Source organism: Faecalicatena fissicatena (genome assembly GCF_016900595.1).
Classification (GTDB): domain Bacteria; phylum Bacillota; class Clostridia; order Lachnospirales; family Lachnospiraceae; genus Claveliimonas; species Claveliimonas intestinigallinarum.
This window is the reverse complement of record NZ_JACLYY010000001.1, coordinates 39378-65811: the sequence shown is the minus strand read 5'-3', so window position 1 is coordinate 65811 and position 26434 is coordinate 39378. Positions and strand designations below refer to the sequence as shown.

Below are 26434 nucleotides of genomic sequence, written 5' to 3'. Positions count from 1 at the left end.
ACGCAAAAGACGTGTAAAGAAGGCCTGTCTCACACACGCCGGCTTTACACGTCTCAAAGTCCTGTTACTTCTCTGATTTTTTCTGTTCCTCTTTGTAACGGCTGATATTGTAGGACAGCCGCATCAGGCTCTCTGACAGGTGGACATTTTCAACGATCACATCATCCGGAAGATTCAGATCCGTATGTGCGAAGTTCCATATCGCCTTCACTCCGTACGACACCAACTGGTTGGCAACCTCAATCGCCTTTGCCTTCGGGATCGTCAGAATACCGATCTCTATGTCATTGTTCTTAACAAAGTCCTCCAGCTCGTCCATCATATGGATGGGCACGCCCCGGATCGTCATCCCCTTCAGTGTGGGATTGACATCAAAGATACCCTTGAGCACAAATCCCCGTTTTTCAAACGCCGCGTAGTTCGCCAGCGCATGTCCCAGATTACCGGCCCCGATGATGACCATGTCATGATCCTCCTCCAGGCCAAGTATCTTTCCTATCTCTGTGTAGAGATATTTTACATTATATCCATACCCCTGCTGGCCAAAGCCGCCGAAGTTGTTCAGATCCTGCCGTATCTGGGATGCTGTCACATGCATTTTCTTGCTCAGGTCGTTGGAGGAAATGCGCTCCACGCCGTTCTCCAGCAGCTCCCCTAAATAGCGGTAATATCTTGGAAGTCTACGTATGACTGCCTGCGAAATTTCTCTGCCTTCCACTTTATCCACCTTCCATTTCAGTTTCTCAGATTTTATTATATAGAATTGTTACAATAAAGTCAATTTATTGTTCTCAAAAGTTCCTCAAATCAGCGCTGACAGCCTTCTGGAAATTGACACGCCGCAGGTTCCCCGATATAATAGTTAAGGCTTTAAAATGCACGGTTTTTACGCAGGAGGTACACCATGATACTGGCATGTCACAATATAGAAAAATCATTTGGGGAGGAGGTCATCGTGCGCGACGGCTCTTTCCATATAGAAGACCACGAGAAGGCAGCCCTGGTGGGAAGCAATGGGGCCGGGAAATCCACCATCCTCAAGATGATCGTGGGGGAGCTGCCTCTGGACGGCGGCTCAGTCACCCTGGCAAAGGGCCGCACCCTGGGCTATCTGGCCCAGCACCAGGACCTGACAGGGGGAAACACGATCTACGAGGAGGTGAAGACCGCCAAGGCGCAGATCATCGCCATCGAGAGGGAGATCCGGCAGATCGAGGAGGAGCTGCCCTCCCTCCAGGGGGATGCCCTGACAGAGCGGCTGAACACCTATCACCGGCTGACGGAGCAGTTTGAGCGGGAGAACGGCTACGCCTACGAGAGCGAGATCACCGGCGTTCTGAAGGGACTGGGCTTTGGGGAGGAGGATTTCTCCAAGGCTGTGGACACCCTCTCCGGAGGACAGAAGACCCGGGTCTCCCTGGGGAAGCTGCTCCTCACCAGACCGGATGTGCTGCTCCTTGACGAGCCCACCAACCACCTGGACTTAAACTCCATCTCCTGGCTGGAGACCTATCTTCTGAACTACCCCGGGGCTGTGCTCATCGTGTCCCATGACCGGTATTTTCTGAACCGGGTAGTGACAAAGGTGGTCGAGATCGAGCAGGGGAAGCTGACCACCTACATGGGCAACTACTCCGCCTACGCGGAGAAGAAAAAGCAGGTCCGGGAGGCACGCCTGAAGGAGTACATGAACCAGCAGCTGGAGATCCGCCACCAGGAGGCGGTCATCGAGAAGCTCCGCTCCTTCAACCGTGAAAAGTCCATCAAGCGGGCGGAGAGCCGGGAGAAAATGCTGGACAAGATGGAGCGGATCGAGAAGCCGGCGGAGCTGAAGACAGACATCCACCTGACGCTGGAGCCCTCCTGTGTCAGCGGAAACGATGTTCTCTCGGTAGAACACCTGAGCAAAGCCTTCCCGGATCAGACGCTCTTCACTGATGTCAGCTTCGACATCCGCCGGGGCGAGCACGTGGCCGTCATCGGCGACAACGGGACGGGAAAGACCACTCTCCTCAAGATCCTGAACGACGTGCTCCCCGCAGACAGCGGCAGCTTCACCCTGGGGGCCAACGTCCACGTGGGCTACTACGACCAGGAGCACCACGTGCTCCACATGGAGAAGACTGTGTTCGAGGAGATCTCGGACGACTACCCGGATCTGACGGGCACCCAGATCCGCAACATGCTGGCCGCTTTCCTCTTCACGGGGGACGATGTGTTCAAGCGGATCGGAGATTTAAGCGGAGGCGAGCGGGGCCGGGTATCCCTGGCAAAGCTGATGCTCTCAGAGGCCAATTTCCTGATCCTGGACGAGCCCACCAACCATCTGGACATCGCCTCAAAGGAGATACTGGAAAACGCCCTGAACAATTATACCGGCACGGTCCTCTATGTATCCCACGACCGGTATTTTATCAACCAGACGGCCACCCGCATCCTGGAGCTGGTGAACCACACCTTTGTGAACTACATCGGCAACTACGATTACTACCTGGAAAAGCGGGAGGAGCTGACCGCCGCCTACGCGTCCTCCTCTTCCGCACCCGCTTCAGCGAAGACCGGGAAAGCCGCACCCGCTGAGACAGTGTCCGAGGCCAAGCTGAGCTGGCAGGAGCAAAAGGAGGCCCAGGCCAGGGAGCGCAAAAGACAGAACGACCTGAAGAAGACAGAGGATCTGATCACCAGTCTGGAGGAGCGGGACGCACAGATTGACGAGCTCATGGCCACAGAGGAGGTGTACACCAACTCTGTGAAATGCCAGGAGCTGGCAAAGGAAAAGGCGGACATAGCCGCCCGGCTGGAGGAGTTGTACGAAAAATGGGAGGAGCTTGCGTAAGGCAGGCTCCTCCCTCTTTTGTAATGCAGGCGCATATTTTATGGCATTTTTTCTCTATAATATTTTCTTCTTCTTGAAGATCAGAATACAGACAATGATGACGATCAGGCTCAGCACGATAACCCCGGGATAGCCGTTCTGCAGCTCAGGCATATCCTTAAAATTCATGCCGTACCAGCCCGTGATCAAAGTCAACGGAAAGAAGATGGTGGACAGGACGGTGAGGAACTGCATGTTGCTGTTCTGCCTTGCATCCACCTGAGCCTGGTACACGTCCCGCACCTGCTGGGCGTACTCCAGCAGGTGGGAGGTGCGGCTCATGAGTCGGTCTGCCCGGTCTGAGAGTGTCCCGAAGTATTTGAGCTGCTTTTTGGCGAAAAAGCCGTTCTCATTTTCCTCCAGCTCTCTCCCCATATCCATCATCTCGTCGTAATAGCTGCGCAGGTTCAGAAGCTTTCTCCTGATGGGCATCAGCTCCTGCTGGAAATTCTCGATCTTCCCCTGCATGGCGTCCTCCTCCATGTGCATCAGCGTCTTCTCGTACTGCATCAGCAGCTCCTGGTCCCTGCTCATGAACTCGGCAATGTAATTGTAGATAAACCGCTCCTTTGTCTCTCCCTGGTGAGCCTTTTTGCTCTTGATCCTGCGGATCAGCCGCATGGAGAAATCCTCGTCGTCCACCAGCACCACATGATTCTGGTTGATGAAAAAATAGATCCGGTAGCGGCTTCCCAGCACATCCAACAGCTTGGGGATACACAGGGTCCCAACCAGGCACTCCTGCTGTGTCTCCAGCTTGCAGAAGCCGATCTGTCCCAGCTGGATATCATTTTCATACTGGATGCCGGACAGGTCGAGAACCCGCCTGGAGTTCCGGGAGTCGGTGAGGAAGACCGCGGGGCACTGCTCCAGCCTCCACGCCTCCTCGTCCATTTTTTCCAGCCTCTCTCCCATCTTCCATATCATGCTTCTCAACACCTTTTCTCTCTATGTTATGCGCTTTCCGATTTTATGCTTTTCCGATTTTATGCCTTCCCCGCCTTCTCGTAGGCCTCCTGGTAAAAATACTCCTGAGCGTTCAGGGGCTCCTCCCCCTCCTTCTGGGCCACATGTCTGTACTCCCCGTCGCTGCAGGCCTCCCTGGCCTTCTGATTGTCTCTCAGCATAGTGTCAAAAATGGACTGCAGGCGCTCCTTTAAGTCCTCCTGGAGGACAGGGGCAGCCACCTCCACTCTGCGCACCGTGTTTCTCGTCATAAAGTCCGCAGAGGCGATGTAGTACTTTGCCCGCTGGCCCCTTCCAAAGATGTAGATCCTGGAGTGCTCCAGAAATCTGCCCACAATACTGATGATCCGGATGTTCTCCGTGCTGCCCTCCACGCCTGGGATGAGACAGGCAATGCCCCGGATGATCATGTCGATCTTCACGCCGGCACAGGAGGCCTCGATCAGCTTGTCGATGATCTTCTTGTCTGTCAGGGAGTTCAGCTTCAGCCCGATGTAGGCTTCCTCCCCGTTCTGAGCCCGGCTGATCTCCCCGTCGATCATATCCAGCACTCTGTTCTGGAGGCACTTGGGCGCCACCAGGAGCTTATCGGACTTCTCCACCACCTCGCCCTTGGAAAGAGCCTGGAACACAGCTGACGCCTCCAGCCCGATATCCACATTTGCTGTCATGAGCGACAGATCCGTGTAGAGGCGGGACGTCTTCTCATTGTAGTTTCCGGTTCCGATCTGGGTGATGTACTCTACCCGGCCCTCAGCCTTTCTGGTGATCAGGCAGAGCTTGGAGTGGACCTTGTAGCCCTCCAAACCGTAGATTACCTGGCAGCCGGCCGCCTCAAGCCGTCTGGACCACTCGATATTGTTCTCCTCGTCAAAGCGTGCACGCAGCTCCACAAGGACCACGACCTCTTTTCCGTTCTCAGCCGCCTCTATGAGAGCCTCAACCACCTTGCTCTGCTTTGCCAGACGGTAGAGGGTCATTTTAATGGAGATGACGTTCTCGTCCTCAGCCGCCTCGCTGAGCAGGCGGAGGAAGGGCCGGATGGACTCATAGGGATAGGACAGCATCTTGTCCTCCTCCTTGATCTGCTCTATGAGGCTTCTTCCCTCCTGGAAGGCGGGGGATTTCTGAGGCACTCTCTTCTCAAAGAAGAGCTCCGGATTTTTCCGCAGGATGTCCTGTATCTGGAAGAGGAAGGACAGATCCAGGGGCGCCTGGCTCCGGAACACGTGGGTAGAGTCCAGATCCAGATATTTGCAGAGTGTCTCCACCACATCCCCATCCATCTCCCTGGAGAGCTCCAGGCGGACCGGGGAGAGCTTTTTTCTCCTCTTGATCAGGTCTGCCATGAACTCCCGGTAGTCCAGGTCCTCATCGTAGAGGGCGTCCGCGTCAATGTCCGCATTCCTTGTTACACGGATCAGAGATTTGGCCTTGATCTGGTAGCCGTCGAACACTCTGGGAATATAGTGGAGGATCAGCTCTTCTGCCAGCATGTAACAGCCCTCCTGCCCCCGCACTGGGATCAGCCTCTCCACCATGGTGTTGGTGCAGGGGATAATGCCAAGTCTCTCCTTTTTGTTCTTCGTCTCAAGGACAGCCACCGCGTAGATCTCCTTGTTGCGCAGGAAGGGGAAGGGCTGTCTCTTTCCAACCACTGTGGGGGAGATCAGGGGGGCGATCTCCATCTGGAAAAATCTGGACAGGCTGTCCTTCTCCTCCTCGGAGAGACGGCCAAAATCTGTCAGCCGCACACCGCAGGGCTCCAACTTCTCCATCAGGGTGTTGTAGGCCCTGTCCCTTCTCCCGCTGAGCTCACGCACTTTTTTCAGGATCTCTCTGATCTGCTCCGCCGAGGTCATATGGGTCTTATTGTCCCGGATCTTTTTTCCCAGCAGCATCTGGTCCTGCAGGGAGCCCACGCGGACCATGAAAAATTCATCCAGGTTGCTCTGGTAGATGGACGCAAAGCTGAGCCGCTCGCACAGGGGCACCCGCTCGTCCTCCGCCTCCTCAAGCACCCGCTCGTTGAATTTCAGCCAGGACAGCTCTCTGTTCATAAACACCTGTTTTTTTGCCTTTTCTTTCTCCATCGTATCCTCCTCTTTTATTATTCCTTTGTATCTGCCCACTCGGCAATGTCGCCTCTGTAGATGTCCGCCAGCATGTCCGCGCTCAGGTCGTCAAGGGGATTGGACGCCTGCACGATGATCCGGATGCCGTCCTTTGCCACCGGGACCGGATCCAGCACATTTTTCTCGTAATCATACAGCTCTCTGGAAACCATAGCCATATCGCAGTCTCCTGTCAGGGTGTCTGTGATCCCCTGGGAGGAGTCTGATGCCGTCACCTGGATGTCCGCGCCCGGGTTTGCCTCCTCGTAGGCCTCAGCCAGCGCCTCCATCACCGGAGCCAGACTGGTGGATCCGTGGATCCGAAGTGTCCCGGCCGGCTGCGAGGAGAGGAACACATCCTTTCCCTCCCCGGCAGGTACAAAGAACTCTCCCACGATTTCCTGTCCCTTTCCTGTCACAAAAGTCAGGAAATCCTCCTTCAGCGCATTCTGATCGTCCGCACTGGCAAGGTAGAGGGTCCGGTCCAGCGGGTACTTACCGCTCTCAATAGTCTGGTCGTCCGCCTTCACGCCGTCCACCGCCAGCTCCTTCACGCTGTCGTCCCCGGAAATATCTGTGCCCCAGCTCACATAGCCGATGGCGCTCTTATCGCTTCCCACCGCCGCGATCACATCCTGGCCGGAGGTCGCAGTCTTTGCCGTCTCCAGAATATAGTCCCTGTCGTCCACGCCCTCCTCGTTAAGGCCCAGGGCCTGGGCAAGGCTGCTGCGGGTGCCGGACCCGCTCTCTCTGGTGATCACCTTGATCTGTCCGAGGGCTGTCAGCTCCTCAGCCTGCCTGTCGCCACCATCTGCCGGCTCGCTGCCGCTGCAGGCTCCTAGAAGGCAGGCTGCACCCGCTGCCGCCGCAATCGCTGTAATTGCTGTCATACGTCTCCATTTTTTCATTCGCATACATTCCTGTCCTTTTTATAATACATATTCTTCCCTATTATAAATGGTTTTCATGAATTTGTAATCCGAATTTATGTTAAATCTATGTAAAATTGACGCCGGGACATGCAAACTCGCCCGGCGCCATTTCAATCGTATCAATATCTTTCAAAACATCCCCTGTTGTACTGATAATATAGGTGAATATTCCCGGAAGGGCCGCAGTAGCAGTAATTGTGCCGGCATCCCGGCACAATTGCGCACCAGTTACGTTAATTGCAGACGTAATACTTTTGCAAAGTATTACGTCTGCAATTAAACTACGCCAGTTTTTCTGCAATTGCCAGAATAAATTCTTCGCTGTTGAGCACAGTGGGGTTCTCCATTGTGGTGATCAGCGCCAGGTCCTTTGTCATTTTTCCTTCCTCGATGGTGTCGATGGTGGCCTTCTCCAGCTTGTCCGCAAAGGCCATCAGCTCCTTGTTGCCGTCCAGCTCGCCGCGCTTTCTCAGGGCGCCGGTCCAGGCGAAGATGGTTGCCACAGAGTTGGTGGATGTCTCCTCGCCCTTCAGGTACTTGTAGTAGTGGCGCTGCACAGTCCCGTGAGCCGCCTCGTACTCGTAATAGCCCTCCGGGGATACGAGAACAGAGGTCATCATGGCCAGGGAGCCGAAGGCGGAGGACACCATGTCGCTCATGACATCTCCGTCGTAGTTCTTGCAGGCCCAGATGTAGCCGCCCTCGGATTTCATGACGCGGGCCACCGCGTCGTCGATGAGGGTGTAGAAGTATACGATGCCCGCCTTCTCGAACCTCTCGGCGTACTCTTTATCGTAGATCTCCTGGAAAATGTCCTTGAATGTGTGGTCATACTTCTTGGAGATGGTGTCCTTTGTGGCAAACCACAGATCCTGCTTTGTATCCAGGGCATAGTTGAAGCAGCTCCTTGCAAAGCTTGCGATGGAGTCGTTGACATTGTGCATACCCTGCACGATACCCGCCCCTGTGAAGCTGTGCACAAGCTCTCTCTCCTCGTGTCCGTCCTCAGCTGTGTAGACGAGCTCCACCTTGCCGGCTCCCGGGATCTTCATCTCAGTTCCCTTGTACACATCCCCGTAGGCGTGCCTTGCGATGGTGATGGGCTTCTTCCAGTTCTTCACACAGGGCTCGATCCCCTTCACAACGATGGGCGCCCGGAACACAGTCCCGTCCAGGATGGCACGGATCGTTCCGTTGGGGCTCTTCCACATCTCCTTCAGATCATACTCAGTCATGCGGGCCGCATTGGGAGTAATGGTGGCGCATTTCACTGCCACCTTGTATTTCTTTGTGGCGTTGGCGGAGTCAATGGTCACCTGGTCATTGGTCTCGTTGCGGTGCTCCAGTCCCAGATCATAGTACTCTGTGTTGAGCTCGATAAACGGCTCCAGAAGATGCTCTTTGATCATCTTCCAGAGGATTCTTGTCATCTCGTCTCCGTCCATCTCCACGATCGGGGTGGTCATCTTGATCTTTTCCATGTTCGTATTCTCCTTTTCTTTAAATAAATTATTTGGATCAGCGTTTTTATTCTTCTATATGAAGATTTTTCATCACCTTCATGATGTGTTCGTTGGCAAGTCGCTCTGCCAGATCCTCGTCTCTGGACTTGATGGCCTCCAGGATAGAGCGGTGCTCCTCGATGGATTTCTCAGCCCGGCTCTCCTCCTCCACGGACATGGTCCTGGCCATCTTCACATATTTGTGAAAATCTGACAGTACATGTTCCAGTATACGACTATTGGAGGCGTGATACAAGACCTTGTGGAATTTTCCGTCCAGCTCTGACACCTGCTGTGCCTTTTCTGCACCCTTTTTGTCCGCACTCTTTCTCTTCAGATGGAACTCAGACAGGAGGATCACCTCCTCCAGCTCCTCGATCTGCTCCTCCGTGATATACCTGGTGGCCCATCTGGCGCAGAGTCCCTCCAGCATGGACCGGATCATGTAAATATCGTGCACGTCCTTCAGGGAAATGCCGGTCACGTAGGCTCCCTTGTTGGGGATGATGGACACAAGGCCCTCCAGCTCCAGCTGGCGCAGCGCCTCCCGCACCGGAGTCCTGCTGACCCCCAGCTCCTCCCCGATGGCGGCCTCCCGGAGCTCATCATTTTCCTTGTAGACACCGGAGAGGATGTCCTCCCGCAGTCTGCGGAACACCCTTCCCCGGAGAGATTGGTCCTGGTACTCTTCCATTGCCTTTAGTCCTCCTGCGCTGTCAGCGTCACGCCTGTCCTGCGGCACGCGTCGTCAATGACCTTTAAGAGCTCCTCGTCTGTCAGCACCGTGACGCGTCCGCTCTCGTACTCCTGGTCTACCCAGTCCTTGACGATAGACACAAGCTCTGTGTTTTTGTCCACCTGTTTCCCCTCCGGCAGATGGAAGTAGGTGTTGATCCAGTGGGCAATGCCCGCCAGCCCGGAGGTGTTGGACACAGCCACAAGGGGCGGTCTGTTCAGGAATTTGTCCGTGTCAAATATATTGTAGATCTCCTCGTTCTTCAAAAGGCCGTCCGCGTGGATGCCGGCTCTCGTGACGTTAAAATTCTTTCCCACAAAGGGCGTTCTGGAGGGAATGTGGTAACCGATCTCCTTCTCGTAATATTCGGCCAGCTCTGTGATCACGGTGGTGTCCATGCCGTCCAGGGTACCCCTCAGCTGGGCGTACTCAAAGACCATGGCCTCAAGAGGCGTGTTTCCTGTCCTCTCCCCGATGCCGAAGATGGAGCAGTTCACGCCGCTTGCCCCGTAGAGCCAGGCTGTGGAGGAATTGCTGACCGCCTTGTAAAAATCATTGTGTCCGTGGAACTCAATGAGCTCGCTGGGCACGCCCGCGTGGACCCTAAGCCCGTAAATGATGCCCGGGATGGACCTTGGGATCACGGCTCCGGGGTAGTTGACGCCATATCCCATCGTGTCGCAGACGCGGATCTTCACCGGGATCTGGTACTCCTTCATCAGGTTCATGAGCTCCAGGCAGAAGGGAATGACAAACCCGTAAATGTCTGACCTGGTGATGTCCTCCAGATGACACCTGGGGCTGACGCCGGTCTCCAGACACTCCCTTATAACGGAGAGATAGTGCTCCATGGCCTGCCTTCTCGTCATTTTCAGCTTATAGAAAATATGGTAGTCCGAGCAGCTCACAAGGATACCCGTCTCCTTCATGCCGATCTCCTTCACCAGCTCAAAATCCTTCTTGCTGGCCCGGATCCAGCTCGTGATCTCCGGAAACTGGTAGCCCTTCTCCATACACTGGTACACGGCGTCCCTGTCCTTTTTGCTGTACAGGAAAAATTCGCACTGGCGGATCTTGCCCTTCGGCCCGCCCAGCCTGTGAAAATAGTCGTAAATGTCCACGATCTGCTTCGTGCTGTAGGGCGCCCTGGACTGCTGTCCGTCGCGGAACGTGGTGTCTGTGATCCAGATCTCGTCCGGCATGCTGTGGGGCACGATCCTGTCGTTAAATGCAATCTTCGGTATCTCGTCGTAGTGGAAAAGATTTCTGAATACGTTCGGCTCTTTTACGTCCACGAGGGGATACATATGCTCCTCAAGCTGAAGCAGATTTGTGTGTTCATCAAGGTAAACCTTCCTGTCCTGCATGTGTCATCTCTCCTTTAGATTATTCTTGTATAATTGTATACAATCATACAATTGATGTCAATAACAATTTCCGATAACTTGTAATAATAGATGATATTGCAGTTGCCAGTATACATATTACGTGTTATAATATAATAAATATAATTCACTATTGCTATACAACACATTATTCTTTTGAATCAATACACGCATTTCTTTTGAATAATACTGTCTTTTCAGTTTATAATTTTAATAATCCTTGAACTTGCCTAAATAATAAGATGAGAAAGAAGGGGTAAATATGGTTGTTTTATTTACTGTTTTATTATTTCTCTTTTTTATATTTCTTTTCTTGTGTTTTGTCTGTGCTGCCGCTTCAAAAAGAAATGGGCAGCAGGATAGTTCCGACCAGGAGCAGGAAAAATATATTCGGCTTCACAGAAAGGGCTGACCCTGCTATGCTGATGGCTCAAGATTTATACAGACGATTTCCGATGTATTATTAATTCTTGGAACTATATTTCCACTTCCCAGTCCCCTGGACAAGATCAATGTATGGCCGTTTTCTGTAAATATTCCCTCTGTATATTCAGGAAAGAAACCTTCATCCTGACTGTAAAGCCCACCTATTCCCGGAACGATAATCTGTCCTCCATGTTCATGTCCGGAAAGGACCAGATCAACATTCCACAGCTCCAGGCCTCTCCATAGAAGCATGCCTGCTGGTATGTGACACAAAAGGAGTTTAAAATCATCTGATTCTTCATACTGCTTTAAAAACTGATATTCATCTCCGTCGCCCCTCGGTTCGATCATACCATATTGGGACGCTCCGCCTATATTTATCATTGTATTGCCAATCACTGTCTCTATAGATTCATTGTCTAATACAGTTGCTCCTGCTTTTTCTATTTTGTCTCGTATGGATGTCTGATAATAATCTTCATAGTCTTCTTCATGGTTCCCATAAGAGAAATAGACTGGTGCCATATCAGATAACTGTTTAACAAGATTTTCAACAACATCCAGAGACTCTTCGTTCCTGTTGAGCATATCTCCTGTCATACAGATGATGTCCGGAGTCAGCTCCTCTACCATTTTAATCAGCTTCTCATTATCTTTTCCAAAGCTTCGATTGTGCAGATCTGAGAGCTGTACGACTCGGATAGTCTCTTGAATCTTGGGTGAAATAACTGTATACTTCTCTACAACCAGCTGATATTGCGATAGATAAATCCAGATACAGACGCCAACGATTACTGTCAGGTATAAAATTCTGCTATATATCCAAAGCTTGTTTTTCTTCTTTCTAATTTTTCTAATCATAAAATCCTCCTGCTCTTCACACATTCTAATGTCTGTTATGCTTGTTATACTGTCTTTTATCCTATATAATAATAGATAACAAAACAGAAAATATTGAAAAGGAAATCTTTAATAATGAAATTAATCGAATTATATCAAAAGAAAATATATCCAAATCTTCAATACCTGTTCACAAAATTTGACTCTGTTAAATACAGAAATTATGTTGTCTCTCTTCCGGAAAACTTTGCCTCTGATATCAGTCAAAAATACCAGAAAGTTATGCGCATTTGCGAAGGAGAGTACGAGTATGAATATTTCAACTTCTGCTACCTTAATAATGTCCTGTCGCTTGTCATCTTCTGCCTGCGCAGTGGGTTCCTGCCCTCTATAGAAATCAATCACTCAAAATCCTCTCAAATCCAGTGGACTTGGTATTTCGAGCAGCCTTTCCATATAGAACCGACTATCCCATGTCAGGAGGAAATCTGCCCTCGACGCAGTGCTTCCTTCCAGCCCCATTTTGAAGATATATATAATCCGGAAATGATAAAGCTCTGGGGAAAGATATACAACCAGTGTATGTGCTTCAACACGAGTACATACTCTTATATTCAAGAAGAATACCGCTCTCTTATATCCCCCTACAAACGAGTGCTGGGAATCATCTGTAGGGGGACAGACTACACCTCTCTTCATCCGCCTGGCCATCCGGTTCAGCCTTCCGTCCAAGAAGTGATTTCCTATTGCCAAGAGCATATGAAGAATACACCTTATGATGCCATCTATCTAGCCACAGAGGAAAGAAAAATACGAGACGCCTTTGCAGCAGCATTTCCTGGTAAAATACTTGAAAATAAAAGAAAATATTATGATGATATCTATTATAGCGACAACTCCATTCAATATATAAAAGATGTACATTTCCAAAGAGAAAATGATGACTATTTATCCGGACTTGAGTACCTTTCTTCTATCACTCTCCTCTCCAGATGCACATCACTGGTAGGCGGAAACTGTACAGGGACAATGGCCGCTGTCTTTCTGAACAGCGGCAGATATGAACATGTCCACATTTTCGACTATGGACTTTATCCCTTTAAGGAATAGTCAGGAATCACTCCCAGCACAGAGATGTCCAGATATCTTTGGACATCTCCCTTATCATTAATTTTTCTCTGGCCAGATGTAACGATAATAAGAAAGAAAAACAGCAAAGCGGCGGACAAAGCAACAGACTGAAGGACAGACCGCCACAAAACAGGGTAGGCTTGTCTACGGGGCAAATTGGGTTCGTCAGAGACGACAGCCCACGGCACACCTGTCGCCTCCTCAGCCTTTTCTACCGCATGAAAGCAGAGTTTTTCTGCAATCTGCTGTGTCTGGGATGGCTCCGTTCCAGCCACCAAAATGTGAACGATTCTGCTCTGATAATCTGACGACACATAGATCAAGTCCTGAAGCGCCTTGGCGTTAAGAATATCTTCCATACCCATGTCTGTAATCACATTCTCCAACACCGATCTACTTTGCATAATCTCAATAAAATCCTGTGTAAGCTGCTGGCTGGCATTCAAATCATCCGAAAGGATTTCTCCATCTGCCCGGATAGGTCGCACATAGATTTCTGCTGAAGAATAATATACTTTCTGTGTCATAAATCCGGCTATGATTCCTCCTGTTATACTTGCCAGAACAATCCACAGTAAAACAACTCTTTTATATTTTTTTATATATTCTACAATTTCTTTTATCTGTAGAATCAGTTCATCCTTTTCCCTCAATTCTCACACCTCCTTTGCTCTACATGCCAAAGGCAGAAAGATAAAACCAGACATACCGTCAATACAAGGCTGAAAACAGCCGTCTCTCCAACATTCCAGGCGGCAGGCATCAGCTTCCAGATTATTTCCAAAAGCAGCGGGTGCATGCCATAGACAACAATGGACGTCTCCCTGCAAAAGCTCCCTACTCTTTCCCATTTACAGGCAGGTCTTTGCAACGCAAGCATCAAGATCGTACATACAAGAGGCATAAGGGAGAAAGAGAGCGTTGTTCCTCTATCTGCTCCTATAAAGAGAGCCAGACCTGTTTCAGCTGTATTCACAACAAGCCACCATGGGCAGCATAGCAAAGACCTGCTTCTTTTGACTGTCTGCCACTGTATTTGAGTGTGCCAGATTACGGCACCCATCATAGTAAAAGGTATAGCATCGCATAGAAAACGCCGCAGATAATCAAAATAAAAATTTTCCTCCAGTGTTTCCAGGACAGGAAGCAGACTGACAGCCGCCACATTCCATGTGTAGGTCAACGCTCCCCCTGCAAAGAAAAGCAGGGAGACAGCCGCCACATATTTCCATATTTTTCTCTTTTCACATATATATAGCACACACAGAGATGCAATCGCACTGGGGAAATACCATAAGTGGTAGTAAGCGCCATAAAATAGAATCCGCTGGATCAAAAGCTTTGCCAATTCCGCTGCGCTGAAATCAGCATAGCTTCCTTTTAAAGCATCCCATAATATATAAAAAACAGAAAAAACGGCATAGTATCTCATTAGACCACAGACTGCTTTTCCCAGATACCTTTTTTCGCCTTTCCATTTAGACGCGAAAAAATAGCCTGACACCGCAAAGAAAAAAGGGACCGCAATTCTGGAAAGTATTTCTGTCAGAAAGATCCCCGCACTCTCCGACAGATCAAAGAGCGGTTTGATATGAATAGACACAACCAGGCAGGCGCAGACTAGTTTAATCATATCTATAGAATTGTTTCTTTTGATTTTTTTCTGTTCATCATTTTCCACTTTAACCATTTTCTTCCTGCCTTCTTTCGGATTCCATTTTTAGAAGCCATTTCTATGCTTTTTTCCAGAGAATACCGACCGGTATACTTGAAAAAAAGATTCCTAGAATACAGATCCCAGGGGGAAACTGTATAACTGCTGTTATATGTTGTCACGTCATCTATCCTGATTTCGTCCCAGCAGCCCAGAGGCCAGATTTTCTCCAGAAGCTTTTCCCCCTTTTTACTGTGCACGATCACAACCGAATACCCTCGATCATCCCGCCATTTCTCTGCAAGATATTCACATCCCCAGAAATCGCCCCCCGTAAAATCACTAATCCTGTTCTTTTCTCTGAATCTGCAAAAGAAACAAGATGGACGGAGATTTAGGTTTCTGAGGAAAGACTGCAGGTATACATCCTTTTTCATGGATCTTGCATACACCTCTCCGCTTTGAAAGGAAATGCGCATAGAGAACTCCCGCCATCCCAACGCCTTATTTCGAAACTCTACCCGTTCCACCTCCTGTGTACCTGCTGTTTTCCGGAGATATTTTTTAAAAATCTCCGGAGAGCTGACTCCATGGCAAATAAAATCAAAGGTGATCAGCCCGTCATATTCTCTCCCTAGAAATCGGTATAGTGCGGCTACCTGACAGGGCGTTCCAGAAAAAAGGACTGGCCTACCTGCTTCCAAAAAACTCTTTACGCTGGAGTAACAATGGCCTGTATCAGCCTGCAGATATTTTGACCCCTGTATATCCCGTAGGCCGTCTATTTGGTCCGTCCAACAAAAACGTGCTGTCTCTCGTTCCATTCTCACCCCGAACACAATGCCTCCACTTTCCAGGACATACGCTGCAAGGAGAAAGAAAAACCCCCCTGAAGAACTTCTGCGACGGACATCCTCATCTTTGGCATACATCGCATAGGGCTTACAAAAACTTTCTTCTGACCTATTAGTCTCTGGACATGTCCGTCTGCACAGGCCACATCCTGTACATCTCTCTGCATCTATTTTCGGATAGGGAAATCCCTCCTGATCCTGGCACATAGAAATACAATGCACAGGGCAGACATTTTGGCAGGCTCCACATCCCGTACAGTCATATCTATAAATCTGCTCCATTTTTCTCCTCTCTTTTTATCTTAAAGTTTGCAAGGATTCTTTCTGCCTGTTCTTTTTCATCAGATGAAAATCCAAAATACCATAGACAAAGAAGATACACTCCCAAAAACAGGACCGCCTCTCCGATAAAAGCAGGCCATGAATCAACCGGGATAAACAGCCGAACACAGAGCCCTACTGCCGCCGCTATGAGTAGGGCTGCCGTCGGACGCAGCATACTCCGGAAAAAGACATAGATATCCAACCCGACATGCCTATCGTAATACCAGTTCATCAGTAAAACATTTCCTGCAACCGTAGCCAGAGCCGTACCTGCCGCAGATCCAAGTGCCCCAAAACGAATTGCTAACGGAATGCTGACAATCAAATTAGCGAGAGCAATCAGGAAATAGGTGACTGACCGGAATTTATGTTTGTTTTTTGCTTTCTGTATCTCTATACCGATATTTTGAATCAAAGGAATCATAGTCGGCAACATAATGACTGCCCCAATCAGATATGATCCTTCATATTCCTGTCCTGCCCATTTGATGATAAAAAACTTTCCATACAATAAATAGCCGGTGAGTACTGCCCCGAGAATAATATACTGTATTCTTCCTATCTTCACAAACAGTTCTGTCAGCTTGTCATCGCCCTGGCCTTCTGCAATCATTTTATTCACTCTAGGAATGAATACATTGGATACCGCTGTGGACATATTGATAAAGTACTGATTGAACTGACTTCCGACAGAATAAAGCGCTACGATTCCCGCTCCCTGAAATGCTCCAAGGACCATCTTGTCAATATTCCAGTTAATCTGATTCGCCACTTCATTTAGGAAAACATAAAAAGAGAAAGTCCCCACTCTTTTCAGGACGCCACGTTCCATTCCCTTGAACTGAAATTTCATATGCAGCTTTCTCACACAGTAATAGACATTCAGTCCCACACGCAAAAGCGACAAAATCAGATTGGCCATTACAAGAGACATGGATCTGTATCCCATCAGCAAAAGCGGTAGCCCGATGAAAGGGTTCAGCACGTTTACCATAATCAGAAGCATTCTTTGAAAAATGTACCTCTCATGCGCCGTTATGTAGCAGTCAAAAATAATATTGGGAAAGGTGAGCGCCATGGTTATGATCAATACTACCATAAGAATTCGCACTTCCTGTATTTCTCCAGGGGTCAGGCTCCCTCCAAACAGAAAATCTGCAGACAGGACCATACCTGCTCCTGCAATCACACACAGAACTGACATGGCCAAGAATACAAGGAGAAAAATGCTGTTCAGCTTCCGGATACCTTCCTCATCGTTTTGTACCCTATAATCATAATAAAATTTCACGTAAGAACTGCCAAACCCAAATGTCAGCAATCCCAAGTAGGCGACCGTTGAGTTGCTCAGCTGGTACAGGCCATATTGATCTTGTCCCAAAAGTCGTAGCATGACCGGCGTATAAATCATTGCCGTCAGATTCTGGATGCCGATTGATACATAACTCAAAAACGTCCCCATTTTCAATTGGTTAAATGATCTTGCTCTAAGCATAGCGCTCTCCTTTATAAATGCAGGACAGGAAGTCTCTGGTCTTTTCTCTCTCCTCTTCTATAATTGCTTCTGACTTGCAAAAGTCTGTATCCTTTACGGAATTGCAACCTACTCTCTCCCAATATCTGTCTTCCATATCGAATCTTTGCAGCAGAGTATGAAGCCGAGATCCCATATCTGCAAACGCCTCTTTTCTGCGGAAAACGACAAAGTTCTTTTTAAATATGATTGAAAAAGCAGTTCCATGAAAAGAATCTGTACATACTATTGACGCGTGGTCCACAAGATAGAGAAATTCATCCGGTGCTATCTGAAAATGTTCCTCTGTCTGAAGACGGTAGACCACGCATCCTGCAAAGCGAGCGAACTCCTCCACACGCTCTTTGTATTCTGGCGTATATTCACCCAGAAAATAAGCCAGTATATATCGATTTTCTCTCATCTTCACTCTTTTCTCTATCCTTCTCCACTGTGAAGCAGAAAGATAAAAAGTTGGATCCAGCAGTACTTCCGCCTTCCTCCCACACAAACGATAGATCAATGTCGCCCCCTCTTTTTCCCTGACCGAAAGGAGGCGGAAATCCTGGATCCAGGCAGCATACTCTTTTTTCTTTTCCTCCGGTATGTCCTCCACAGCAATGCTGGGGGCAAAAGCAACTTTCTTCTCCGCACTTGTAAAAGTCAGGAAATTATCACACGTCACATATGCAAGATAAGGATTCCATACCTGGTCACTCCCTGCCACAAAACAGTCATAGGAGGAGTCCAGTTTCTCCGGCGCCGAATCTTTGATGACATATCTGCTCCTCTTTATGTATCTTTTCGTAAATCTATAAAAACTCAGTCTCCTCCTCTCTTCCACCGTAAGATGATAATGTAAGAGTTTCTTGAGACGCAATTTATTCAGATAAACAAAATTCTCTGCATCAAAGACATTGGTCACTTTATGCACAGTCTCGACCTCGGCACCTGTCTCCTTTAATGCCTCCTGGACAGCGTAGTTCTGCAGCCGGTTCCCGTAATTTTCTCCATTTGTAATCGTAATGATTCCTATTTTCACAGTCTATCTTCCTTTTCTGATTGCTTTTATCTTTGTATACATATAATGAATCACATAATAAACCAAGAATTTTTTCTTTTTCAACAGATAATGATCCAGTTTTTTTATTCTCCCATTTTCTCTTTCTCTCTCAAGAAATGTTTGAAATCTTTTATCTGACAGAACCTCCTGTATCTGACCGATACGATACAAAAAAGGAAGGCTCTTCCATACAGTCAGATAGGCGGCTGCCGTATTGATCCCCTGACGAAAGAAATAGTGATTCAGTTCCTTTTGTGCATTCAGACTGATATGATAGTATGTCTGATCCATTTCCAGTATTTTTTTGTCTATATCCATCTGCATTTCAAATGAGTTTTTATAGTAAGCACTACCAGCACCTTTTCCTTGATCAATATGATAGGTCATGACTGGTTTGCTCTCCACTCTGTAATTTCGCACGTATCTGAAGTATTCCAGGTTGAACCTGATATCCTCTCCATACTTGATCCCCTGCGGAAACTGAAGCCCGTTTTCCACAATAATCTGCCTACTGTATAACTTGGCACACGGATACATGAAGAGCTCTTCATTCAACATTCTAGGAAGATTATCATATCCGGAGTGCATGCCTATGATATAGTCAGAAAGTGCAAGCGGTGCCTTCTTTTTTTCTCCCACCACATGCTTATAAAAATTCATGACAAGCCACTGAATGTCAGAATCTGTCATTTGCAGCATTTCCTCCAGAGCACCATCCTCCAACTCGTCATCTATATCCAGAAAATAAATCCACTCTCCCTGGGCCTTTGATATGCCCAGATTCCTTGCGGCGCCTACCCCTCTGTTTTTCTGTCTGATAAGGCGGAACTTCATGTTTCCTTCTATGTATTCCCTGCATTTTTCATAAAAATTGTCTGTGGACCCGTCATCTATAAGTATGACCTCATATCTATCTTCCTTTTGTCTATATATGGAATCCACACATCTTTGAAAATAGAGTTCCCCATTATACACAGGTATGATAATACTGATATGAATTGTCTTCATGCTTCCTCCTGATTTCGTCTAAGCTTATGAGCAGCATAAAACTCATGAATTTTGCTGTATAAAAAACCGTGCCTCAGCAGAATCCGATCCAAAGGATGCAATCTTCCGGACGCAGCTTCTCTTTGAACGATCTCCCGAAATTCCCAAGAGTCCGTTACAGTCTGTATTCTCCTCTTTCTCTCTAATCTTTCAAGTCTTTTTTCCCCTGCAATCCTCTGGATGACCGAAACCGCCTGTGAAAAATAAAAATGATTGATCCTTTCGTATGCTGTCTCATCGATTCGATAGACATTGTTTATGCGGTACTCCATTTCGCGGAATATATCCTTCTGGATCTCCCACTCATTGTCAATCAGTCTGGTCCCCAGGCCCTTTCCATATGTATAACAGTACCCATATACCTCCTTCCGCAGAATAGTAAAATTGCGCACAAAAGAAAAATAGTCCATATTGAACAGCAGATCCTCCCCATAGCTTTTGTCCTCATGAAAGTAGAGGCCATACTCCGAGATCAGCTTCGCCTTGAACAATTTTCCCCACACACAGTGAAAATTCCTGCTACAACACAACTCAGGAAGTTCACTTTTCATACCCCTGTGGACAGCTTCCGTAAAATACTGTGCATGTCTCATAATTGTTCCCTTGCCGCCCTGCTCTGACATATAGTAGTTCCCGATAACCCAATCTGTGCCTGTCCGGTATTTCATCAGCTCTTTTACTGCGTCCTCCAAAAGAATGTCATCTGCATCCAAAAAGACGATCCAAGTTCCTGAAGCCAACTCTAGTCCAAGATTTCTTGCCGCACTTACCCCACGATTTTCTGTCGTCCTGACAATAAGACGGGAATCTTTCTCCCCAAAACACCTGCATATTTCCTCCGTTCTATCGGAAGATCCGTCATTGATTACGATGATCTCCAATTCCGGATATGTCTGTCCGCAGGCGCTTCGTATACATTTTTCTATTGTTCCCTCGGCATTATAGGCCGGTATTATGATTGTAACTTTTTCCATTGTCTTATCTCCGAAGCAGAGGTCTGATCAAGCAAACCGGACTATAACGCAAAGCCAGCCCTATCACCCTGTCCTTTTCTTTCCCAGTTCCCCTCCACATAAAAGCTGGAAATACTTCTGCAAATCTTTTCCGGTAATATCTGTAGTCATCCCTAAAAGTATGGAATTCCCCGCTCTTCAAAACAGAGAGGAGCAAACAATAGTAATGTACGCTTAGGAAATAGTCCACATATTTTTTCAGCGAAGGAAGTCGATCTAAAACCTTTTCTCGCATTTTCCTCAGATGGCTTTCTACAATACGGAATTTCCGTGAATACCCAGACTTTGTGATACTTCCCTCTCTCGCACGGTAATAATACTCCTCTGTGTCCACAAAGACAGCACGACGGCACTTTAGGAGCAGACTGAACAAAGTAATCGTATCCTCATTGATCTCACCTTCTGGGAAACGTACATTCCTCCACATTTCTACGGCAAACACCTTGTCACATACGCTCTCTGTAATCTGACGCAGGAAAAAATGTCTGAGGACCTCTTCGCTATTCCAGGTATATGTATGTACACTCTTAAACTTTTGTATATGTTCCTCTTCCACCCAGCGACAGGCGGCTATATCTGCGTCCTCTGTTCTCACCGCCTGAAGAAGGTGCTCATACATAGTGGCAGAGATCCAGTCATCCGAATCGACAAACCCCACATATAGACCTTTTGCCAGATCCAATCCCGTATTTCTAGCAGAGGAAAGTCCTCCGTTTTCCTTATGGACCACATGGATCCGTTCATCCTTCTCCGCATACAAATCACAGATTGCTCCACTCTGATCACTGGATCCATCATCGATTAAGATTACTTCAAACTCCTGAAAAGATTGTGCGAGGATGCTGTCCAGGCAATCCCTAATATACTTCTCAACATTATAAACAGGAACAATGATGGACAAAACCGGCTGTTCCTTCCCTCTCATTATGCCTCTGTCCATTTGTTTTTCACCTTTCTGGCGGGAATTCCCGCTATCACAATACCCGGCTCTGTAAAAGAAGTATTCACAACAGCGCCTGCTCCCACCGTAATGTCATCGGCAATCGTAATTCCGCCTATCAGAATTGCTCCTGCACCTATATCCACCCTTTCTCCAATCCTTGGTGTTTCCTCAGATACTCCATTATTTCCTATACAGTTCGAGCCGTGAAGACGGCAGTCTTTCCCAATCCTGGCATATCCGTTTACCACGATATTCCCTGTATGATAGATAATCAGGCCCTCATCAAAAGAATTCTCCACAATTTCCAATCCGAGTTTCAGCCCAAGCCGGTTTTTCTTTCTTCTCATCAAAGGATACATGATCCACTTCACAATGCCGGACTGACTGCAAAAAAATTCTGTATATCTCAGCGCTTTCTGATACTTCCATATTCTGACACAGGGATCCTGCGCAACCCATTCTACAAGCCGAGTACGCTTTGTTTTTCCAGTAATATAAAAAGCTTTTTCCTTTTTCAGGCATGCCTTTAACTTTTCTCTTGTATCAATCACAGTCAGTTTCCTCCTCTGTATCTATTTTGAAGACAGGCAAGGATATACAAAATGTTCTTCCATTTTAAAAGCATTGCCAATGAAAATATCCTCTGCTTGACCGGCAGCTTCTGCCAGGGATATTCCCGCAGGACCTCAGAAATATGACTCTCACGGCAATATGCAAGTATCTTTCTTTTTGACTTTCCCGCTTCACCATTTCTCCTGCCGACAGATGCCTCCATCATGATGCAGGTACGCACATTTGCAATTAAAGTGCGCTGCAATGGCAACTTCCCATACTGGTATGCTCCCATCTCCTTCAGAAGCTTTTTCTCATAGCAGAATAGCCGGATTATCTTTTCAAATCTATCGCTTCTGTATGACTTTGAAAGGCTTCCCGCATTCTGGCAATAATAATATACCGGGGCATGGAGCACTTCCGCACATCTTACATATTTCAGGCAGCGGATGTGAAAAATAATATCCTCAGAAATATATTCCCTTTCTGACGGAAACCGAACATCTTCGTTATCAAACAACTGTCTGGAATACAGATTTTTCCAAACAGACATCCCTATACGATCATCATATCTGTCTTCCGGCCGGGAGCCCAACATATTGGCTAGCAGGATCCTGATAACATCCTCGCCGATAATCTTATCAGGAATCCCTTCATTTCGGAAACACTGCTCATATCCGCTGTCATATTTTTTTATATAACCGCCCACGACCAAATCCGCGTTGGATGCTTTTGCTCTGTCATACAGCTTTTCACACATATCAGGTGCTATGTAATCATCCGAATCCACAAAGGCAACATACTCTCCCTCTGCCGCAGCTATACCAGTATTCCGTGCATACCCAAGGCCCTCATTTTTTTTATGTATCACACAGATTCTGTTATCCTTAACAGCCCACTGATCGCACTGCCGGCTGCATATTTCTTCAGATCCGTCATCTACGATAATGATTTCAAAGTCTCTCAAAGACTGTTTGACAAGACTTTCCATGCATCTATCCAGATAGATTCCAGTGTTATATACAGGTACAATAATACTAATCTTTTTTAATGGACTCATCATTCTCTTCCCCACTCCTTCCCTTCATAAAGATAAAAGGCACTGCCAGCATAAAATACGCGAGATAACCACTGTTTTCCACACGTAGAGCACTGTTATAAAACACCTGCAAAATACAAGTAACAGCACATATGGCTGCTGTCCCGCAATAGATTTGGGCCGTTTCATCCAGAAAACGGCGCATAATAAGTGCTTTTGCAGATATGCTTATATAAAATCCAAGGTACAGGAATAATCCGACAAATCCTGTCTCCAGAAACAAAAACGCCTGCAGCAGATAAGTATAATGGATCGTCTCGCCATACTGCTGGAAAAAGCCGCTGTTAAAAAATGTGGAAGTCTCACAGCTTCCCAGACCAAATCCAAACAACCGCTGCGAAATGGTATGCAGAAATTCATTGCAAATCCGGGATATAGCCGTCAGACGGTTCAAGTCTGTCTCCGTACTGTATCCCCCCTGTCCCGTATAATCCAGAATCTGATTCACAGAGAACTCCCATCCCGGAAAGACTGCATTAAACAACTGCAATCCTATAAAGAGTCCTGCGGCCGCCCCTATCAGCATCAAGATTGTTCTGGAAGAAAACCGCGTCAGAAGTATACTTACTGCCAGGATCAGCACATATTCCATAAACCAGAATTTCAACTCACTCAGAGCAGCTATATACAAACTTCCCGCAGAGACATACAGAAAGATCCAAAACGAAAGTCTCCGAGCCATATACATCACGCAGACAAAAGAGACATATATACACAAATAAGTGTTCATATATCCATTACATCCCATCTGCGTTCCAAATAGTCCTCCCAGATTATCCTGACTGTATCCCTGTATCCAGAACTGGAAAGATACGATAAGAATATTGGCATGAAAAAGCCAGGAAAAAAGCCGCATAAGATTTTCCACATCATCGACATCTAGAATAACAACACAGGAGAAGAAAAACAGAAAAAACCTCATTAGATTTCTGTAGGACCAACAGATCAGCAGTATATCCACCTGCTGGAAAAGTGCTGACAGCATACCTATCACAAAAAAGGCGCCGGCCAGAACAAGTGGAAACACAAAATAGTATCTATCGTTTTTTTCAAACAGAGTTTTCAAAGCCAGTCCCAGGCACAGGAGCATCATAAGATCCATAGCTAAATCAAGGCTATCCGGCATCCCGAACTGAGAAATCATCCATTTTTCCACACAGCAGTAAAAGATCATCAGGTAGATGATCCAGGCCGGACGCCTCAAAAGTAAAAGAATACATCCCCCACCACAAAGCGCTGCTGTCTCCAGTATCATATAATCTTCTCTGATTCCTATAAACATCATAGCAAAGACGATTGCATATCCCGCTATGAAAAGAAGAAACGTTTTCTTTTTACCTTGTATTTTCATCATATAGCCTGCCTGTCTTTTTTAAACAATTTACAATCTGCTCACCCAACGCATACAAAGAAAAACTGTTTTCATAACTTTTCCTGGAAGCCTCGCACATGCGCCTGTACAAGATCGGATCCTCGGAAAGCATACAGATTTTCTCCACCAGTTCCCCCTCACTCTTTCTGATAATAAATCCGTCAACCCCATCTTTTATATATTCTTCCACGGCCCGTGATTCTGTCACAATTACAGGCTTTGCAAATTGTTTTGCCTGTAAAATGACAAGCTGACCGGATGAGATTCTTTTGTCTTTCAAGGCGATGACAACACAAAAGCACTCTGCAATCATCTGGAAAAAATCTTCATAGTAGGTATTTTTATAGACCGTAAAATTTTCTTCGGTTTTCCTGTCTATACTGTCACAGACAATTTTCACCTCGTATGGGTGACCTCTCAGTGCCCGAAATAGGAATTCATAATCTCGGTTACTTCTCCCTGCAGACAAAATATAGGGCTCCGTCTTCTTCCTCTTTATACCTCCGGTCAGATCTTCCAGACCCAGCCTGCAGCTTAGGAGCTTTCCTGCCGGAACGCCAAATAATTTTTCGTAATATTTTTTTTCATACTCCGAATAAACAACAATACAATCCAAATACTTACTATTGATGATCTTTTTTATAAATCTGTATTGCAAAGCACCTGCTGCGCCCTTTCTCCGATTATAGATAAAAGTCATGACCATACAGTAATTCTTTTTTTTCACATGGAAGAGCAAACAATAAAACGCATAAAAAATTCCATAATACTGTTGCAATGCGATTAGATTGTCAATCTCGTTCCTGTGTAAAAAAAGCCGGAATGGGAAGATCAGAAAATTTATATAGCGTCGGATTTTCTCCTTTCGTCCGGACAATTTATACTTCAGCCCGCCGTGGGAGGCTGTCCACCTTTCACCAGTCAGCTCTGCAAGTATACTGTCAAAATTCCATCCGGGCCCAGGCACAGTATCCGTTACGATCATATTTTTACTTACTTTCATATACTTCCACCGTTCTTTCCGCAACCATTTCCCAGTTGTAACACCTGCCCACATAATCAGCAGCCTTCTCTCCCAGTCGGCAGCATTTTTCAGGATCTCTTAGCAATTCTTCCAAATGTCTCTGCAGATCATCAGTGTTTCCAGTGCAAAAGCTCTCCACACATCCCTCTGCCACATTTAGATTCTCTGGAATATCACTGACAAGACAGCACCGTCCATAGCTCATGGCTTCCAGAAGACTTATCGGCATTCCCTCAATCTCACTAGGCAGAACATATACAGCCGCGTTACTAAACAGTTCCTCCAAAAGTTCTCCCTCCACAAATCCGGTAAAGATAATCTTCTCACTGTTTCCTGCAAGCTCCAAGATCTGCCTGCCGTATTCCTGTGCATAGGGGCAGTTTCCAGCAACCACCAGCTTTTTCTCTGTATCTATATTCTTGTAGGCATTTATAAGATAATGGAGCCCTTTTTCAGGTACGATCCGGGCGAGAAAAAGGATATACCCTTCTTTTTCCAGGCCGAATTTTTTCCGAATTAGATTCGGTCTGCGCTTAGGCATCGGATCAACTCCGTTCGGAATATAGTTTGTTCGCCTCCCATACTGTTCCATGAAATATCTCTGAACATCTTTTGACAAGACTATAATCTGATCCGCATATTTAACTGCAAACTTTTCACCAACAAGGAGCATTTTTGACGCAAACCTGCTCCACTTTGCCCGCCTCCAGTCCAATCCATGTATAGTCACAGCTATCTTCTTGTGGAACAGATGCGGAAGCCAGAGCATTAAGCAGGATCCCTCTGCATGATAGTGAAGAATGTCATACCCCCGGGTCAGGGCACGGAGAGTAGAAAAGAATGCTGCAATAATGGCATCCAGATTTTTCCTGTGAACAGTAAACGAATAGTACATACGCATGCCTTTATATTCTCTGATCTGCTCCCCCTCGGGCATTCTGCGGTTATATATATCAATCTGTATTCCCCGTTTCATAAGATGTTCCGATAATTTTTCTACGACGATCTCCACACCGCCACTGCGGGATGGGATTTGCTTATGTCCAATCATTGCAACCTTCATATCTTC

23 protein-coding genes are annotated in these 26434 nt (G+C 47.1%); 2 read left to right on the top strand and 21 right to left on the bottom strand.

Annotated features, from left to right (window positions below; translation table 11 throughout):
- Window positions 1-64 precede the first annotated feature (64 nt).
- Window positions 65-718, bottom strand: coding sequence for a redox-sensing transcriptional repressor Rex (locus tag H7U36_RS00310; RefSeq protein ID WP_033124847.1), 654 nt, complete (start codon window positions 716-718; stop codon window positions 65-67).
- Between the two features lie 186 nt (window positions 719-904).
- On the opposite strand from H7U36_RS00310, the gene H7U36_RS00305 reads away from it, so the two are divergent.
- Window positions 905-2836, top strand: coding sequence for an ABC-F family ATP-binding cassette domain-containing protein (locus H7U36_RS00305; RefSeq protein WP_033124846.1), 1932 nt, complete (start codon window positions 905-907; stop codon window positions 2834-2836).
- A 54-nt stretch (window positions 2837-2890) separates the two neighbouring features.
- Here the strand turns inward: H7U36_RS00305 and H7U36_RS00300 are convergent, their stop codons facing one another.
- From H7U36_RS00300 to H7U36_RS00270, 7 genes are all read right to left on the bottom strand, one after another.
- The gene (locus H7U36_RS00300; protein WP_033124845.1) at window positions 2891-3802 is read right to left on the bottom strand and encodes a magnesium transporter CorA family protein; all 912 of its coding nucleotides are present in this window, start codon (window positions 3800-3802) and stop codon (window positions 2891-2893) included.
- Window positions 3803-3861: 59 nt separating this feature from the next.
- Window positions 3862-5934, bottom strand: coding sequence for a polyphosphate kinase 1 (ppk1, locus tag H7U36_RS00295; RefSeq protein ID WP_033124844.1), 2073 nt, complete (start codon window positions 5932-5934; stop codon window positions 3862-3864).
- A gap of 17 nt (window positions 5935-5951) precedes the next feature.
- Window positions 5952-6845 carry a substrate-binding domain-containing protein gene (locus H7U36_RS00290; protein ID WP_205155591.1) on the bottom strand — a complete coding sequence of 298 codons (894 nt, stop codon included), beginning with the start codon at window positions 6843-6845 and terminating at the stop codon, window positions 5952-5954.
- A 323-nt stretch (window positions 6846-7168) separates the two neighbouring features.
- The gene (locus H7U36_RS00285; protein WP_033124843.1) at window positions 7169-8368 is read right to left on the bottom strand and encodes an NADP-dependent isocitrate dehydrogenase; all 1200 of its coding nucleotides are present in this window, start codon (window positions 8366-8368) and stop codon (window positions 7169-7171) included.
- A gap of 46 nt (window positions 8369-8414) precedes the next feature.
- The gene (locus tag H7U36_RS00280) at window positions 8415-9083 is read right to left on the bottom strand and encodes a GntR family transcriptional regulator (protein ID WP_033124842.1); all 669 of its coding nucleotides are present in this window, start codon (window positions 9081-9083) and stop codon (window positions 8415-8417) included.
- A gap of 5 nt (window positions 9084-9088) precedes the next feature.
- A complete protein-coding gene (locus H7U36_RS00275; protein WP_033124841.1) occupies window positions 9089-10492 on the bottom strand; it encodes a hydroxymethylglutaryl-CoA lyase-like TIM-barrel protein in 1404 nt (467 codons plus the stop codon).
- Window positions 10493-10927: 435 nt separating this feature from the next.
- Window positions 10928-11797, bottom strand: coding sequence for a metallophosphoesterase (locus tag H7U36_RS00270; RefSeq protein ID WP_171031509.1), 870 nt, complete (start codon window positions 11795-11797; stop codon window positions 10928-10930).
- Between the two features lie 114 nt (window positions 11798-11911).
- Here H7U36_RS00270 and H7U36_RS00265 point away from each other — a divergent pair, with 114 nt between their 5' ends.
- The gene (locus H7U36_RS00265; protein ID WP_033124839.1) at window positions 11912-12886 is read left to right on the top strand and encodes an O-fucosyltransferase family protein; all 975 of its coding nucleotides are present in this window, start codon (window positions 11912-11914) and stop codon (window positions 12884-12886) included.
- Here H7U36_RS00265 and H7U36_RS00260 read toward each other — a convergent pair.
- From H7U36_RS00260 to H7U36_RS00200, 13 genes are read right to left on the bottom strand one after another with little or no spacing between them, the layout of a single operon-like run.
- On the bottom strand, window positions 12868-13560 hold the full coding sequence (locus H7U36_RS00260) for a YveK family protein (protein ID WP_138303055.1): 693 nt from the start codon (window positions 13558-13560) through the stop codon (window positions 12868-12870). The genes H7U36_RS00265 and H7U36_RS00260 overlap by 19 nt on opposite strands.
- Entirely contained in the window at window positions 13557-14597 is a 1041-nt protein-coding gene (locus tag H7U36_RS00255; protein WP_081957953.1) for an acyltransferase family protein, read from the bottom strand. The genes H7U36_RS00260 and H7U36_RS00255 overlap by 4 nt, the downstream gene beginning before the upstream one ends.
- Complete coding sequence (locus tag H7U36_RS00250) at window positions 14543-15697, bottom strand: Coenzyme F420 hydrogenase/dehydrogenase, beta subunit C-terminal domain (RefSeq protein WP_138303056.1); 1155 nt, start codon at window positions 15695-15697, stop codon at window positions 14543-14545. The genes H7U36_RS00255 and H7U36_RS00250 overlap by 55 nt, the downstream gene beginning before the upstream one ends.
- Window positions 15681-17234 (bottom strand): lipopolysaccharide biosynthesis protein, encoded by a 1554-nt coding sequence (locus tag H7U36_RS00245; protein WP_052083864.1) that lies wholly within the window; start codon window positions 17232-17234, stop codon window positions 15681-15683. Before H7U36_RS00245 ends, H7U36_RS00250 begins: the two co-directional genes overlap by 17 nt.
- Window positions 17227-18294, bottom strand: a complete 1068-nt coding sequence (locus H7U36_RS00240) for a polysaccharide pyruvyl transferase family protein (RefSeq protein ID WP_033124831.1) — start codon at window positions 18292-18294, stop codon at window positions 17227-17229. The genes H7U36_RS00245 and H7U36_RS00240 overlap by 8 nt, the downstream gene beginning before the upstream one ends.
- Window positions 18295-18297: 3 nt before the next feature.
- Window positions 18298-19323, bottom strand: a complete 1026-nt coding sequence (locus H7U36_RS00235; protein ID WP_033124830.1) for a glycosyltransferase family 2 protein — start codon at window positions 19321-19323, stop codon at window positions 18298-18300.
- On the bottom strand, window positions 19320-20336 hold the full coding sequence (locus H7U36_RS00230) for a glycosyltransferase family 2 protein (protein ID WP_033124829.1): 1017 nt from the start codon (window positions 20334-20336) through the stop codon (window positions 19320-19322). Before H7U36_RS00230 ends, H7U36_RS00235 begins: the two co-directional genes overlap by 4 nt.
- A 4-nt stretch (window positions 20337-20340) precedes the next feature.
- A complete protein-coding gene (locus tag H7U36_RS00225; protein ID WP_052083862.1) occupies window positions 20341-21315 on the bottom strand; it encodes a glycosyltransferase family 2 protein in 975 nt (324 codons plus the stop codon).
- On the bottom strand, window positions 21300-21869 hold the full coding sequence (locus H7U36_RS00220; RefSeq protein ID WP_033124828.1) for an LbetaH domain-containing protein: 570 nt from the start codon (window positions 21867-21869) through the stop codon (window positions 21300-21302). The genes H7U36_RS00225 and H7U36_RS00220 overlap by 16 nt, the downstream gene beginning before the upstream one ends.
- A 2-nt stretch (window positions 21870-21871) precedes the next feature.
- On the bottom strand, window positions 21872-22933 hold the full coding sequence (locus H7U36_RS00215) for a glycosyltransferase (protein ID WP_052083860.1): 1062 nt from the start codon (window positions 22931-22933) through the stop codon (window positions 21872-21874).
- A complete protein-coding gene (locus H7U36_RS00210) occupies window positions 22908-24323 on the bottom strand; it encodes a hypothetical protein (protein ID WP_205155590.1) in 1416 nt (471 codons plus the stop codon). The genes H7U36_RS00215 and H7U36_RS00210 overlap by 26 nt, the downstream gene beginning before the upstream one ends.
- Window positions 24304-25344 (bottom strand): glycosyltransferase, encoded by a 1041-nt coding sequence (locus tag H7U36_RS00205; protein ID WP_033124826.1) that lies wholly within the window; start codon window positions 25342-25344, stop codon window positions 24304-24306. The genes H7U36_RS00210 and H7U36_RS00205 overlap by 20 nt, the downstream gene beginning before the upstream one ends.
- Window positions 25331-26428: a glycosyltransferase family 4 protein gene (locus tag H7U36_RS00200; protein ID WP_033124825.1), complete on the bottom strand. Its 1098-nt coding sequence runs from the start codon at window positions 26426-26428 to the stop codon at window positions 25331-25333. The genes H7U36_RS00205 and H7U36_RS00200 overlap by 14 nt, the downstream gene beginning before the upstream one ends.
- Window positions 26429-26434 lie beyond the last annotated feature (6 nt).

Bases quoted from the DNA above. Each gene is read 5' to 3' on its own strand.
- H7U36_RS00270 (WP_171031509.1), bottom strand. From the start codon at position 11,797: ATGATTAGAAAAATTAGAAAGAAGAAAAACAAGCTTTGGATATATAGC.
- H7U36_RS00200 (WP_033124825.1), bottom strand. From the start codon at position 26,428: ATGAAGGTTGCAATGATTGGACATAAGCAAATCCCATCCCGCAGTGGC.
- H7U36_RS00205 (WP_033124826.1), bottom strand. From the start codon at position 25,344: ATGAAAGTAAGTAAAAATATGATCGTAACGGATACTGTGCCTGGGCCC.
- H7U36_RS00285 (WP_033124843.1), bottom strand. From the start codon at position 8,368: ATGGAAAAGATCAAGATGACCACCCCGATCGTGGAGATGGACGGAGAC.
- H7U36_RS00210 (WP_205155590.1), bottom strand. From the start codon at position 24,323: ATGATGAAAATACAAGGTAAAAAGAAAACGTTTCTTCTTTTCATAGCG.
- ppk1 (WP_033124844.1), bottom strand. From the start codon at position 5,934: ATGGAGAAAGAAAAGGCAAAAAAACAGGTGTTTATGAACAGAGAGCTG.
- H7U36_RS00290 (WP_205155591.1), bottom strand. From the start codon at position 6,845: ATGACAGCAATTACAGCGATTGCGGCGGCAGCGGGTGCAGCCTGCCTT.
- H7U36_RS00265 (WP_033124839.1), top strand. From the start codon at position 11,912: ATGAAATTAATCGAATTATATCAAAAGAAAATATATCCAAATCTTCAA.
- H7U36_RS00230 (WP_033124829.1), bottom strand. From the start codon at position 20,336: ATGGAAAAAGTTACAATCATAATACCGGCCTATAATGCCGAGGGAACA.
- H7U36_RS00250 (WP_138303056.1), bottom strand. From the start codon at position 15,697: ATGGAGCAGATTTATAGATATGACTGTACGGGATGTGGAGCCTGCCAA.
- H7U36_RS00300 (WP_033124845.1), bottom strand. From the start codon at position 3,802: ATGATATGGAAGATGGGAGAGAGGCTGGAAAAAATGGACGAGGAGGCG.
- H7U36_RS00280 (WP_033124842.1), bottom strand. From the start codon at position 9,083: ATGGAAGAGTACCAGGACCAATCTCTCCGGGGAAGGGTGTTCCGCAGA.
- H7U36_RS00275 (WP_033124841.1), bottom strand. From the start codon at position 10,492: ATGCAGGACAGGAAGGTTTACCTTGATGAACACACAAATCTGCTTCAG.
- H7U36_RS00245 (WP_052083864.1), bottom strand. From the start codon at position 17,234: ATGCTTAGAGCAAGATCATTTAACCAATTGAAAATGGGGACGTTTTTG.
- H7U36_RS00305 (WP_033124846.1), top strand. From the start codon at position 905: ATGATACTGGCATGTCACAATATAGAAAAATCATTTGGGGAGGAGGTC.
- H7U36_RS00215 (WP_052083860.1), bottom strand. From the start codon at position 22,933: ATGATGAGTCCATTAAAAAAGATTAGTATTATTGTACCTGTATATAAC.
- H7U36_RS00255 (WP_081957953.1), bottom strand. From the start codon at position 14,597: ATGGTTAAAGTGGAAAATGATGAACAGAAAAAAATCAAAAGAAACAAT.
- H7U36_RS00225 (WP_052083862.1), bottom strand. From the start codon at position 21,315: ATGGACAGAGGCATAATGAGAGGGAAGGAACAGCCGGTTTTGTCCATC.
- H7U36_RS00235 (WP_033124830.1), bottom strand. From the start codon at position 19,323: ATGAAGACAATTCATATCAGTATTATCATACCTGTGTATAATGGGGAA.